We start from the raw sequence: 13,954 nt of genomic DNA, 5'->3' as shown, positions 1-13,954 counted from the left end.
CGTCCTCAGATGCTTTCAATCCCGACGATGATTGCGACCGCCGCGACGCACGCGCCAGCCGCTAGGGCCGACCGGATCGCCCATTTCACGTACTTCGCCTTGAGCGTCGCGATCTTTGCGTTCGCGTGGACCTGATCAGCGAGATCCCGGACGAGTTCGCGCGGATCCGCTGTTAGCGTGCCCAGCACTTCCGTGTAGCCGGGACGGTCGCCTTTGAAATGTCGGGCGATGCTTGCGAAGAAGACGCGATTGATTGCTTCGGGGGCAGCGTCCTTGTCGTTGACGCGCGGAGTCAGAGTCCAGCCGCAGAGCGCCGCGGTCAGCACCGAGAGCGCGCACGCAGCGACGACAATCACATCGAAGATGAGAGAGCGCTGCGTGAACTCCCTGACGAGGTTGAACAGCATCGTGCCGAGAACACCAACGAAAGCGAGAGTTACCCCTGCCTTGGCGTCCGAGTGACGGATCCACTCGTTGACAAGGCTCAGCAGTTTCCACGCGTGATCAGGATCGGGGTCGGGCGCAGGCGGTCTCTTTGCACGGCGGAAGATCAGTAGAGGCACGCTTCGAACGTACTCGGGGGCCCGGACATCACGGGCAACTCAGTGCGTAGGCGTGGCCACCAAAGCACCTACGTGGAGGACACGGGACGACGTGCATCCGTGCCGCTACATGCCCAAGCGGGGCGTAGAGCGCTCTGGCACATACGATCCCGGCTCCGGTTCTGCTGCGCGTGCCGCGAGCAGCCGCGCGCGGTGGATCGCGGCGCGCGCTCGTGCAGCGTGTGCGCGTTGCCGGGCGTCGTCGCCGATGAGTCCCAGCGTGCTGGTCTCGCTGATGCCGTAGGTGTCGCGGTACGCGGCGACGGTGCGCGCCTCGCGCCGCCAGAGCTCGGCAGGCTGCGGTTCGGCGGGCTCGGTGCCGAGTTCCACGATCCACGCCGCCGACGACCCGATAGCCTCCGTGACGAGTGCGTCGGCGCGCTGTTCGATGAGTGCGGCGCGCTCCCGGAGCGCCGTGCGCTCGTCGTCACCCATCGGGCCGAGTGCGGGGGTGATGAGTCCTGCGATGGGCGTGGCGGGCTGGCGAACGCGCCCGGCTCCGTTCGCGCGAGCCAGGGCTCGTATCACCCGCTCGTGGAGCACCGCGGAGATGTCGCCCGCGTCATCAAATGGCCGTGAAGCGACGAGCGCACCGAGGAGGCGTTGCGCGTCGTACCCGTCGGCCTCGGCGCGGCGCAGCTCGGCAACCAGCACCCCGAACGCGGTCGACGCGAGTGCGGCGTCGGCTTCCGCCTGGGTAAGCCGGGTCGCGCGGATGGCCGCCTCCCAGCGGGGCTGCTGTGCAGCGGCCGCGATGGTCTCGTACTCGGCGGCGAGCTGCGCGACCGATCCCCAGGTGTCCTGCTCGGCGGTGATGGTCTGGTGGGCCGAGAGTTCCGCGCCGACGTGGGCGAGTACGCCCGCGAGCACCCTGCGCGCCGCTATCGCGGCGGTGCCTTCGGTCGGCGGGTGGATGTGCTCGTCGTCAGGTCGGTTCAGGGAGACGTAGGCGGTGTTGCTGTGGATGCCGCGGGTCATGGCGACGTAGAAGTTCTCGCGGGTCGCGCCGGGCTCGACGAGCGTGTGGCCGGTGTCGACGGTGACGCCTTGCGCGCGGTACGCGGTGACCGCGTAACCGAGTTCGACGTGCTCGGCGACGTACTCGGACGGGAGTCGGAGCGTGGCACCCCAGCGCCGTCCGGCCGGGCGAACCCGCAGCGATCCATCGTCACCAACCTTAATGATCGTCCACCGGCTACCGTTGCGCACCCATCCGCGCCCGACACGCAGCGAGCGGTCGTTGCGGCGGGTGATGACGGTATCGCCGACGGATGCCTCGGTGCCGTCGTGCAGGCGCGTCTCGGCGCGGGCGGCGACAGCTCCGGCGAGGATTAGCTCGGCGCGGGCGCGCTGGTTGAGCGTGGTGACCATCGCGCTGGACTCGGCGATGAGGATGCTTGCCAGCCCCGCGGCCTGGTCGCGCTGCCATGCCTGGTAGGCGGCGTCCGCCATGCGCGCGGCTTCTCCCGCGCGGATGCGCCCGTGGGCCTGGTAGGTGTCGATGGCTTCGATGCATCCGTGGCGCAGGTCGAGGGTTGCATCCTTCTCCCAGGCTGCGGCGATGCGGCGCACGTCGGTCAGCTCGGGCACGTCGTCGCGGTGGGCGATGAGCAGCCCGAACGCTCCCCCGGCGTCGACGGACTGGAGTTGCGCGGGGTCGCCCGCGAGCAGCACCTTGGCTCCGGCGTCTGCCGCGACGCGCACGAGCCGGTCGAGCGCGAGCGTCCCGGCGAGGGATGCCTCGTCCACGATCACGAGCTGCCCAGCGGTGAACCCGGTGCCGTGGTCGCGGTAGGTCTGCCACCACTTCGCGGTGTTCTCTGTCGGGATGCCGAGGTCACCGGCCAGCACTTCGGCCGCGACCGCGGATGGTGCCAGGCCGACGACCGAGCCGTGCCCGTGCTCGGCCTCCCATGCGCGACGCAACGCGCGCAGCGCGGTGGTCTTGCCCGCCCCCGCGGGGCCGACGAGCAGGTCGAGCATCCGGCCTGACGACGCAATCGCTGCGAGTGCCGCGCGCTGGTCGTCGCCGAGCGCGCGCCAACTGCGGGGTTGCAGCGCGTGCGCGATGGTTGCGTCGGCCAGGCGCGGTGCAACCTGCTCGCGGGAGCGTGCAAGCAGCCGATCCTCAGCAGCGAGCACCGCGGCACCGCTGTATCGGGCGGCGTTGCGAGGCCGGAACACGCTCGTCCAGTCCGCGCGCCGGAACGCAGCGGGACTGGAGGCCAGCTCAGGCGGGGTGAGCCGAATGGACGCCTGCTCCGCGGCGTCGGCGATCACCCCCGTGATCGCCTCGCGGTCCTCGGTGGCGGCGAAGCGCCAGCCCATCGTCTGCCGTGCTGCCTCCGCGTACAGGTTCCAGTGGCTCCACGTCGTGCGCTTCTCGGCAACCGCGGCGACCGCCGAGGCGCCGAGCCTGGCGATCTGCTCCAGTGGAACGTCCTCCGCGCGCAGCAGCTTCGCGGGCTCGACCGCGACGGCTTCTCGCGCCCATTCGGTTGCGTCCCGGCCCAGCAGTCGGCTCGCGCGGGTGCGCCACTCCTGGGCGAGGTCGGCGAGCGGGCGGACTTCCTTGTCGGGCCGGGTTGCCAGCGTCGCCTGCTGCCGCAGCCGGATGATCGTCTCCCGTGACGGCGCGTGCCCGTGCGCTCGCTCGTACTCGGCGATCAGCCTGTCCTTCTCGATGTCGATGTGCCGCGACCGGGACGAGAACTCGGCGATCAGCTCCTCGGGCACCGTGGCGACCGCCCACACCGGGTTGCGATCCGCGCCCCGGTCGCGCCGCTCCCACCCGACGCTGAGCGCGCGGGTCAGGTGATCGGCGAACACCGCGGTGTGCAGCTCGCTCAGCGCCACGGTCGCCGCGTGCAGAGGCCGGCCATCCAGCGACCGCCACTTGCCGTCGAATAGGGTGCGCACTTTGTTGCTCACAACGACATGCGTGTGCAACTGCGGATCGCCCGCCCGCGAGTCAAAGTGATCGAACGCGGTAGCGATGAACCCGAATACCTCAACCTGCGCAACAGCTCCCCCGCGGGACGTTGCGCCGGAGCGCGTCGCTGCAAGCTCGCGCTCCATGAACGCAACCACCTCCGCAACCGCCGCATGGTGCGCCTCCGCGATCCGTGCCTGCGTCGTTGCGTCCGCAACCGCCCACAGCGCCGAGGCGGACTTCGGCAGCGAGAAGGTGAAGTCGTACCCGGCGACCGCCCGCCGCGAGGTGCGCGCCGCCTCCTCCGCCTCGATCACCACAACGGCCTCGGCCCGCTCATCAGCGCCCAACGCCGGATCGAGCCGCGAGATGCGCGCCGCGATCCGATCCTCGACGCTCGGGAACACCGGATACGCCTTCCCCAGCGGATCGCCCGTCACCGGGTCGCGCCCCATCCCCAGCAGAAGCTGGAGCTGCGCCTCCGAGACCGGCGCGCCCTCGTGAATCTCACCCTCCCCGAGCGCCGCGAGCCCGCCGCCCATCCAGCGGCCCGGCGGCGTGCCCTGCTCGGCGTAGTACCGGGTCAGCGGCGTCGAGAGCCCCCGCTCGCCGTCAGCCGACGCCACGGAGCGCAGCAGGTACTTGTAGCCGTCCCCCGCGCCCATGACCCGCATCGAAACCGACACCCGGCACCGCCTCTCTCGTCAGAGAGGTGAGCCACCGAGCCCGCCGTCAGGCGCGATCAACCTCGATGTGCAAGACGTGTACTGGCCTCTGGAGGGCTTCGACGGTCAGACGAGGCGGGCGCGGACGACCGCGATGTCGTGTTCGTGGTCGCGGACGATCTTGTCGGCCTTCGTCGTGAACTCCGACTTGTGGATGACGACAACGCGGATGCCGTGCTGCGGCAGGATTTCCACCTTCCGCTGGTCGTAGAGTCGGCGCTGCTCGCCGCGAGGCACCCCGGAGACGGTCGCGCGTCGGTCGAACAACGCAACGGCCTCGGTGTGCTGCTTCTCCTGGAACTCAACTACGAGCCCCAGCGCAGGCCAGTACCCGTCGACGGGGAGCTTGCGAGCCCGTCCGGTCGTCGGCGACACGTCACCGACAAGCCATAGGAACGTCGCCTGTCGCTCCCCGCGGACCCCGATTACCTCGTCGCAGAGGTCGAGAACGTAGTGCTCATCACTGTCGGCGCGCTTGCCCACGATGCCTACAGGTACTCGATGACGGCCACTACGCGGATAACGCCGTTGGACTCGTCGCCGCCCGCGACCGTGGACAGGGCGACGATGCGGTGCTCCGGCCGTGCGGCGAGATCCTGCGCGAGCGCGTCCTTGATCGAACCGCGCATGAAGTTGTCGACGCGCACCTCCACGATCTCCTGGGTGCTGGTCAGTCCCTGAGCCATGACTGCCCCTTCGGCTACGGGATCAACCCGAGGAGCGTCACGACGCCACTTGAGACCAGATTTCCGAGTGCTCCCGCTGTCGTTGCTGAGAGGAACGGCAAGAGCCGCTCCAGAGCCGACTTCGTTCGTGAAGGGTCTTCTGTGGCCACGCCACTGCGTGCATCAGCTATCGCGTCAGACACCTCGTGCTCATCGGCGAGACCGAGCGCGGGCAGGGCTTGCTCTATGCCGTCCAGGGTTTCGGCAGCCTTGACCAGCCACGTCGAGCTGAGGTCAATGCTCTGACTGACGTTTGAACTCTGGTTCGCGATGTTTGCGGGGCCATGCACTGTCGTGGTGATCGTCGTACCACTCGTGGCCTCATCATCACGCACACTGCCGCCGCGTTCAATCAGCCGGACTCCCTTCGGGAGCAGTTCTACGAGCGTGATCTCGCCGGAAGCAAGAGTCGTGCCCCGAATATAGCCAGCGTCCCTCAACGCGCCACTTGCCTTCTCGACATCGGTATCGGTGAACGCGACCCCGAAGTACGTGGCACCGGACTGGAGAACGCCCTTGGGATCTGGCATCAGCGCATCGTGGACGTGAATGCGGTCGTACAGCCAGCGCAGGAGGACGTCGCGGAGCGCGATGCGACGTGCGGCAACGTCAGCGCGATCCTGCTCGATTCTCGCCGCTGCGTCTCGCCCTGCGGGCGTGACCGCACCGATCCAGTCGCCGAAGGACATGTCCTTAGTGCTTACCCAGCCTCGCCGCGCAAGCTCCTGGAGTTCGGAATGGTCGAGCTGTGACGGATCACCGCCCAGGTCAGCAAGGCGCTCCCTCACCGCTTCTTCTTCCGCACCCCATCCGTCAGCGCCTACCGACTGGACGACTGCAAGGATGAGCAGACGCCGGTTGATCTCACGGTCGATTGCCACCTCTACTCCGCCTCGAACTCGTTGGTCGTGAACTTCAGCGTGGTGCCGTTCTCGCGGATGGTGCGGAGCTGCTGCTCGGTGAAGCCGTCGGGGTGGATGGCGTCGATGGAGAGCGAGATGGTGAGCTTCGCGCCGGATGCGGCGAGGTTGGTCAGCACCTCGGTGGCGATCTTGGCGAAGTCGGCGGAGTAGCGTTCTGCACTGATCGGCGCGCTGCCAACGTACCGGGTCGCCGCGGGCTTCTTCGCGGGCGCTGGCGCGGGAGCGGTGGTCGCAGCGCCCCCCGTCGTGCTCGCTGCTGCTGCCGCCGCGGTCGTCGGGGAGTCCGCCTCCGGCGCGGACGTGCTGCTGGCCGCGGTCGCGGCCAGGTCTTCGGCGCGCTGTGCTTCGGCGGGTGCGGGCTTGACGATCAGGGTGGCATCGGTGACGGGTGCACGCCCGGTGTCGCCGGGCAGCCAGAGTCCGCTGTAGCGGTCGGTCGCCTCGTCATAGCCGTCGGCGAGGGCAAAGCTCTCGCTCTGCCAGAGCAGCGGCTGGTTGTCGATGGCGTCGATCAGCACCTCGCGGGAGCGCAGTCGCGGCATGTAGGGGTACTGCGCGTACAGGCTCCAGAGGTCGCCGACGGCGATGTGCCCGGCCGACCATGCGGCAGGCACCTTCGTGTCGAGTGCGAGCCGGATCGACCGTGCCGCGTGCTGGGTGGAGTACGCGCCCGCGCTGCCGAGCTTCTTGGCGACGCGCTCCGCGAGCGAACCCGCCTGCCCATCGGCCTTGACCTCCTCCAGCTCGAACGGCGAGCCGGGGTCGGGCGCGACCGGGTTCAGCGCCCACTGGTAAGTCAACGCGAGCCGGTCGTCGACCGTACGACCGAACTGGTCGCGCTTGTCGGTGGCCTGCGCGAGCTGCTGCGGAGTGAGGTTCAGCTCGTTCGCCTTCTCAGCGATCTCCTGCCACGCCAGGAACGAGCGCGTGGCCTGGTCGAGTTCGGCCAGGCGCTCCTCGTCGGGCGCGAGGAAGACGATCATGTTGCGGTTGGCGCGGTTCGCGGTGCCGCGCCGCTCGGTCGCGGCCCTGGCGAAGTCGTGCGCGGGCGAGTCGCCCTTCTTGCGGCGGTGCGGATACTTCGGATGCAGGATGACGAGCCGTGCCTGGTCGGTGTCGGGGATGTCGCCGGAGTCGGTCGGGCCGATGTGGACGCCCGCGAAGTCCGAGCGCGCGCGTTCCTCGCCGCGCAGCCGCTTCACGATCTCGGCCCACACGTCTTCGGGGTGCAGCGCGTCGGCGGCATCCTTCGCGCGGCGGGTGATGTTGGCCTGGGTGTCGTACCAGTGCTTGCCCGCCGACGAGTAGTAGTAGGTGGTGCGGTCGCCGAGCTGGGTGAGCGCGGAGTGGAAGTTGCCGACGATATCGCCGGGCACCGCGGTCCCGATGAACACCCGCTGCGTGTCGATGCCCTTGTGCGCGGTGCCGATGGTCGGTGCGGCTCCGAAGAACACGGTGCGTGCCAGGCGCTTGGTCACCGACCGTTGCCCGAGCACGGGCTTGTCGCTGTCAATGCGGGCGGGCTCGGAGTTCGTCCCATCCACGTCGGCGTCGATGACGGCCTTCCACGAGTCCTGGAGGTACTGCGTCAGCTCCGCGTTCACCGATGCGACCGACAGCGGGATCGAGCCGGGCAGGATGAGCGGTCCCTGGTCTTCGCCGACCCACAGCGCATGGATGACGGCGTTCATCAGCCGCAGCACGCCGCGGGTGCGCTGGAACCGCTCCAGCGAAGACCAATCCTCGTAGAGCCGGTCGAACAGCTCCGGGTGCAGCGGGTAGGTCTGCTGGATGCGCCGCCCGTACTGCGGGTCGCGCGCCTCCTTCGGGAACTCGCCCGCGTTGGCTTGGTAGAAGTCGCTGAACGCCTTCGCGGTCGCGGCGATCTGTGCGAGGGCCTGCGCGTCCTCCGACTCGAACAGGCGCTGCTTCACGATCCGGTACGCCTCGTCGCTGGAGGCCGGACGCCACTGGTCAGCGACCCGGCGCACGACGTTCTGGAGGCGCTTGAGCGCCTCCATGCCGTTCGATCCGCCGACCTCCTCGGCCGCGCCTGCGACCTCGCCGCGGTCGTCGCCGTTGTGCGAGGCGGGGATCGAGATGGCCAGCAACACGCCGGGCGTCGACTTCGCCGCCTCGGTCAGCGACTGCGCGAAGGTGAACTGCGTGTCGAACGTGCCGCCCGCGAGATCCTCGCGGCCGTAGAGCTGCCGGGCGTAGGCGACCCACTCGTCGATCAGGATCACCGCGGGTGCGTACTTCGCCAGCAGCACATGCAGGTCACCGCCGGGGTTCGTGCGCTTCTCGTCGTGCTCGCGCACGATCTCATACGCCTCACGCCCGCCGAGCTGCCACGCCAGCTCGCCCCACAGCGTGTTCACGCGGGTGCCGTCGTCCTTCGTCTCGCCCTGCGGCGCGAAGTGGTTGCCGACCAGCGCGACCCGGTTCGCGGTGACGCCTTCTGTCGGGTAGCCGTTCGCGGTCAGCAGCTCCTGCGCCTCCTGCGGGAACTTCGCCAGCGGCAGACCGCCGGCCAGGTGCCACAGCGCGAGCATCGAGTGCGACTTTCCACCACCGAAGTTCGTCTGGAGGTTCACCACGGGCGAGGCGTTCGCATCCCCGGCCAGGCGCTTCACCGCGCGGCCGATCAGATCGCGCAGACCCTCGGTGAGGTAGGTGCGGGCGAAGAACTGCGCCGGATCGGAATACTCCCCGCTCGTCGCCGCCGGGTCGCGGGCGACCTTGTAGAGGTCGGCGGCGAACTCGCTGGACTGGAAGTTGCCCGTCGCCACCTCATCGCGCGGCTTCAGCACCTCCCGCCACGGGGCCAGCCCCGACGCGCCAGGCACCACGGTCGAGGACTTCAGTGCCCGCGAGTCCTGCTTGCCCGTGGCGATCCGACGCAGATCGAGCCGGATCGCGTCCACCTTGTCGGCCGCATACGCCTGCCCCACCGCGGCCAGCAGCAGCCGCGCGTAGTCGAGTGCCCGCAGCGCCGCGTCGTCATCGAAGGTGGCGTTGTGCGCCCACTGGTTCCGCGTCTCGCGCAGCAGGCTCGCATACGCCTCGTGCTCGCGAGTGACCGTGCCCTTGAACGGATACCAGCCCTTCTTCACCCGACCCGTCAGCCCCTCGGTCAGCATCCGAAGCTGCACGGCAGGGTCTTCCCGGCTGTATGCCTTGCCGGTAATGCCCTTCTCCTCGTCGGCGAGCTTGACCACCAGCGCCCAATCGGAATCACCGATCTGAGGCTCCAGCACCTCCGCAATGAACGGGTCGAGCGCCTCCGCAAGGATCTCGAACATCCGCCCAATGCGGTCACGATTTGATGTCGCCACTAGAAAGCCTCCTGACTTCCCAGGCTACCGGGGGCCTGAGACACAGGTGAGGTCAGCGTGTGTCGGGCCGCTACGAGTTCGGCCCGGCGACGTGCGCGCGAGCGCTCTCGGCACGCTCGTCGGTATCGGGGTGATAGACCCATCCTGTCTCGGCCGACCAGTGGAATATGTCGAGCCCGTTCGCAAGCCAGAGGTCGGTGACGCCCTCAATCGGCGTGAACGTGCCCCAGGTGAAGAGGCTCGGCGACAGCGCGAGTAGGTCACCGTTCTCGCCGTTCGCGGCGATAGGGAGATACAGATGGCTCCGGCGAGCAGCGAGCGTCACGCTCTCGGCGCGCAGCTTCTCGATGTGTCGAGCGATGTTGCCGTCAGTAGCGAGGTACTCGGAGAGCCGCTCCAGGTAGGGCGTCTCCGGACGCTCGGCGATCTCTGCGTTGGCGCTGCTGAAATAGACGCCAGCGGGCCTCTCGTCGATGAGCGGCCAGGCACTCAGCCCCGGACCCAGCTCAACGGTTCCCGCCTCCGGGTCGGCGCTCCCAAGCGCCTTCGCCCACGCTGAGGCCAGCTGCTGAAGGTCGCGCTGGCGCGGCGGCAACTCGATGAAGCGCTCGAACTGGAGCCCCCAAGCGTGGGTTCCGCGGTACGCCGCGTGAACTGCGGGAACAATTCGATCGCTCATCGTCCTGAGTCGGCGCATGAACTCTGGGTCCGTCGTCTGCATGACCTCCGCGGCCTCTAGGTAGTCGCCCGCTCCCCGGAGCACGAAGTCGATCAGACGCTGACCTGCCTCGGCCCCGTCGCGCGGCTCCGGCCAGAGCCCCGTGTGCGCGGCGAGTGCCCATGCCGCACCGGGCTCACCGGAACGTAGCCCGGTGAGCGACTTGAGGTGTTCATCGAGACTTTGGATGCGCGATTCATCTCCGAACGCTCGCAAGCCGTCCGGGAACGACCGGCCGACAGGGCACCAGTCTTTCAGCAGGTTGCGAGGCTCAGCCATCGAAACTGACCGCCGATGACTGCTGACCGTCCTCTGAGCATTCAGGAGCAGGCTCGGACTCCTGTTCCTCTCCGTCCGAGCCATAGCGGACGAGAAAGTCCTCCTTGGTGAGGAGCATGACCTCAGCGACAAAGACCGGACTCGGCGGGAGGACTCCCCCGGAAATCATCCGAGTCAGGCGTCGACCCCATGCGAAGACGTCGAGAGCCCACAGCCCTTCAAGAAGCTCGGTCATGCTGCGAAGAGCACCCCGCCGCTGCGTCAGGGAGTCGATCTCGTCCGCAATCTCTCCCCAGTCCTTTATCGCGTCGAGAAACTCGTCTCCGGCTTCAACTCGGTCAGCCGCATGGATGTCATCGATAGGGATGAAGTTGAAGAATCCGGCACCCGCAACGGTGTTCCATACCTGAGTGCCAGACAGGAGAGATGTAAACGGGATCGAGTCTTCGTCGTCTCCACGAAGTACCTTGATCGGCTGAAACCCGGGCACGCCGTCGAGCCGATCCTCTGCCCAACGCTCGTGCGCGCTCTTGACCTCCCGCAGGCGGTCAGCGGGGTAGACATCAGGTTGATCGTCGACCCGCTTGTGATCCTCCGGGCACAGAAGGATGAGATTCGGGTAGGCATCGATAGCGTCCCGCGCACCAGCATCACCGCGGGGCCCCACCTCGCTCTGCGCGATGATGTGTGCTTCTACGCCGAGCACGAGCCCACCCAGATGCGGCGACTCGGCCTGCGCTGTGAGCGGACGCTTACACATCGCACACCGATTGTGGGCTCGTCCCCAGAGGAGTTTTCGGTCTGCGTCGCGTATCGCCATTGCTATTCGTCGAGCGTGTCGAAGTCGAGCGTGGCCGCGGTGCTCACGGGCGCAGCCGTCCGACCGGAGTCGAGCAGCTCGGACCAGGACGTGGCGATGCCGTTGAACGAGATGGCGTCCTTGGTCCAGCCGTTCTTCTCTGCGACCTGAAACAGCAGGTAGGCCAGCTCCTTCACGAGGTCGAGGTCGACAGAGCCGTCGGCACGACGGCTCGCGTCACGCAGGAACGCACCCGCGGCGGGGATGCCCTTCGTCTCCTGAATACGGATCGTGTGCTGGAGCGCCTCCCATGCTGAGGCGTGCTGATCGGTCGTCACGTCGTAGTCCTCGGGCAAGTCGACCGGCCGATAGAGCTGCACCTTACCCGCGCGGGCGCTTAGAATGCCGCCGCGCTCCATCGTCGAGACCGCTGTGGCACGGGCACGGGCCAGGTTTTCGGCGTCACCGAAAGCCCCAGCCTCGTAGCCGTTGCTGCGATACCAGGCGATGGCGAACCGGGTGGAGGGGTCGAAGTCGCCCTCCTGCTCGGTCAGCAGCTCGTCCAGCACCTCGTTGATGCGCGCGAGCGCCGAGCGCACCGTCATTTCGGAGCCGTCCGACTCGATCACCTTCGTATACCGCGAGAACACCGCCATTCCGGGGCCGATCGCCGACTGCGGCAGATCGACTGGCGCGATACTGCCTTGCTGCAACTCCCGCAGCGCCGGGCCGAGTTCACGTTTCATCGCCGCGATGAACCCACGGCGGTCAGTTATAGGAGCGCCTTCTGGGCGCGGTCGTAGGGAAAGCACCACAGATGTCGCGAGGGCATTGCTACCGATATTGCGAATGCGGGTAGCCAGCTCTGACCGCATTGGCCACGTCGCGGTAACCTGCCACCCAGCTCGCACTATCGAGCCGAGTATCGTCTCCCACCCCGTGGAAGCATCGCCCCCTTCGTCTGTCTCAGACTGCTTGAAGGCGTAGTAGACGGCAATTGGAAACTCGCCCGAAGTTGACTGTCGTGCTCGTGCGAAAACTTGCTCAAATCCATGCTCAAAGAATCGCTTGGCTCCGTCGGCTCCGTCGTGTCGATACGGATTAGCTACTAGTTCCTCCGCCTTCGGGACCAGGATCGTACTGAACAAGCCTGGATGGATGTCCCGCAGCGACCGTCGAAGCCAAACGTAGAAGTAGTCCGACAGGTCCGAATAGCCAATGTTGTCGTAGTAGGGCGGATCGGTTGATATAACTAGCGAATCGAAGCTCCTCGCTGCGGCGTCGGCAGAGTCAACCACGCCCCGAATGCGTCCGGGGAGACGCTCCACTGCCTTGACTAGCCAAGTGAGACTTGCGTCGAAGCTCGCGCCGGCGCCACCCAGAGGGTTGGACTCGGTGAAGTCCCATGTCATCTGAACTGCCGGTCTTGAGAAGACGCTCCGCTCATACTCCTTCTTTGGCCCGGAGTCCCAAGTTGTCAGCAATGAGTGTCGGTCTGTCATCCGAGAAAGAGCGAGCGCCAGATAGGTCGCAACCGCGTCCGCGTACGCAGCCGCGCCTGAGCCACCAGCCTCCAATCGCTCTCCCCTATCTGCACGTGCAAGCTGGGCGTCACCAAACACACGGTCTCTTGTCGTGCTGACGATGTCGCTAAACGTCGTGAGTGTCACTAGCTGGCGATTCGTGAACAGATCGGCCCATTCAGTAAGCCCGTAAGCCTGCACACGAAAACCGAGCGCTTGTTCAGCGATCGCGCCTTCGGGGAGCGCGTCAGGACGATCCACCTCAGCAGCCGCGAGATGCGTAGCGCTCGGCGGGAGATAGGTGCGCGCACGGCCGCCCTCGGCCACGACTGCAATCAGGTCGCGTCCAAGCCGACCTGCACGCCCCTCCGCTCGCACGTAAGCCAGGTCAACAGCCGCGCCGCAGGAGATGCAAGTCGCTCCGGTGCGGCCAACCGTGCCATCCCCGTCACCCGCAGGCGCGTCCTGCGCGCTATGCCCAATCTCATAGTCGACCGTCCCGTTGGCGACGTGGGGCACGACGTAGGCCTCCTTGCCCTTCTTCTTGCCGAGCCACCACGAGCGCACCAGCGGCATCTCGATACCGCAGGCCGGGTTCGGACAAGTGACGGTTCGCGCCCAAATCCATGCGATGACCGTGGCTTCGCCCCCGCTCGGGAGCTTCGCCCTCGGGTAAAGATGGCCGATTCGCTTTTGTGCCTCATCGCGCATCCACTCGCCGTAGCGGCGCACGTCCTCCGCGAGACCCGTCGCCTTTGGCCAGGCGTTGCGCGTTCCGGCCGCGCCGGGGAACACAGGTTCCTGCCCAGCGAACTTCGGCGGGATCTCGATGAGTGCCTTATTGATGAGCACGGCGACGGGGTTGAGGTCGCTCGCGTGGGCCTCCAGACCGAGCCGCTGCGCCTCCAGCGGGATGGTGCCGCCGCCCGCGAACGGGTCCAGGATCGCGGGCGGGTTGCCATTCGTGGATTTCATGATCTCGGCGCGCACGGCGTCGAACAGTGCCTCGTCGTTGAGGTTGTCCCAGTTGACCATCCGCGTGATGAGGTCGAACAGGCGCTCGCGCTCCTGCTTGATGCGGTGGCCGGCCCAGCCTTCGGGGTCTTCGTAGCCCTTCCCACGAGCCTCGGCGAGGAACTCGTCCTCACGCACCGACGGGTCATCGACGAGCTGCGCGAACAGCACCGCCCGCGCGGTCGCCAGCGGTCGCCTTGCCCACCACAGGTGCAGCGTGCTCGGGTGCCCGTGGCGGATCGACTTCTCGCGCGCTGACTGCTTGTTTATCTCGTCGAGTGGGATCGAGACCTCGATCAGCTTGCGCTTGACTGCCACTGCATTCCTCTCGGGTGCGCTCTCGCGCTTGTTCGTAGTGCGGTTCTCGAGCCTACCC

The 13,954-nt window shown here is 67.4% G+C and carries 9 protein-coding genes; all 9 read right to left on the bottom strand.

Going from position 1 to position 13,954, the window contains the following annotated elements:
* Window positions 1–5: 5 nt before the first annotated feature.
* Window positions 6–563: a Pycsar system effector family protein gene (locus CGU35_RS05980; RefSeq protein ID WP_100810668.1), complete on the bottom strand. Its 558-nt coding sequence runs from the start codon at window positions 561–563 to the stop codon at window positions 6–8.
* Window positions 564–668: 105 nt separating this feature from the next.
* Window positions 669–4,208 carry a MobF family relaxase gene (mobF, locus tag CGU35_RS05975; RefSeq protein WP_100811307.1) on the bottom strand — a complete coding sequence of 1,180 codons (3,540 nt, stop codon included), beginning with the start codon at window positions 4,206–4,208 and terminating at the stop codon, window positions 669–671.
* A gap of 117 nt (window positions 4,209–4,325) precedes the next feature.
* Entirely contained in the window at window positions 4,326–4,742 is a 417-nt protein-coding gene (locus CGU35_RS05970) for a hypothetical protein (protein WP_100810667.1), read from the bottom strand.
* A 5-nt stretch (window positions 4,743–4,747) separates the two neighbouring features.
* Window positions 4,748–4,945 (bottom strand): hypothetical protein, encoded by a 198-nt coding sequence (locus CGU35_RS05965; protein WP_100810666.1) that lies wholly within the window; start codon window positions 4,943–4,945, stop codon window positions 4,748–4,750.
* A 14-nt stretch (window positions 4,946–4,959) separates the two neighbouring features.
* Complete coding sequence (locus tag CGU35_RS05960) at window positions 4,960–5,865, bottom strand: hypothetical protein (protein ID WP_100810665.1); 906 nt, start codon at window positions 5,863–5,865, stop codon at window positions 4,960–4,962.
* A gap of 2 nt (window positions 5,866–5,867) precedes the next feature.
* The gene (locus tag CGU35_RS05955) at window positions 5,868–9,212 is read right to left on the bottom strand and encodes a DUF499 domain-containing protein (protein ID WP_232711167.1); all 3,345 of its coding nucleotides are present in this window, start codon (window positions 9,210–9,212) and stop codon (window positions 5,868–5,870) included.
* 103 nt (window positions 9,213–9,315) lie between these two features.
* Window positions 9,316–10,242 carry a hypothetical protein gene (locus tag CGU35_RS05950; protein ID WP_100810663.1) on the bottom strand — a complete coding sequence of 309 codons (927 nt, stop codon included), beginning with the start codon at window positions 10,240–10,242 and terminating at the stop codon, window positions 9,316–9,318.
* Window positions 10,235–11,002: a hypothetical protein gene (locus tag CGU35_RS05945; RefSeq protein WP_100810662.1), complete on the bottom strand. Its 768-nt coding sequence runs from the start codon at window positions 11,000–11,002 to the stop codon at window positions 10,235–10,237. Before CGU35_RS05945 ends, CGU35_RS05950 begins: the two co-directional genes overlap by 8 nt.
* A 62-nt stretch (window positions 11,003–11,064) precedes the next feature.
* Complete coding sequence (locus CGU35_RS05940) at window positions 11,065–13,896, bottom strand: DUF1156 domain-containing protein (RefSeq protein WP_100810661.1); 2,832 nt, start codon at window positions 13,894–13,896, stop codon at window positions 11,065–11,067.
* Between the last annotated feature and the right edge of the window lie 58 nt (window positions 13,897–13,954).

It is taken from the genome of Microbacterium sp. BR1 (genome assembly GCF_002812725.1).
Taxonomy (GTDB): domain Bacteria; phylum Actinomycetota; class Actinomycetes; order Actinomycetales; family Microbacteriaceae; genus Microbacterium.
Note: the sequence above shows the minus strand (reverse complement) of the source record. Positions and strands in the feature narration are given on the sequence as shown.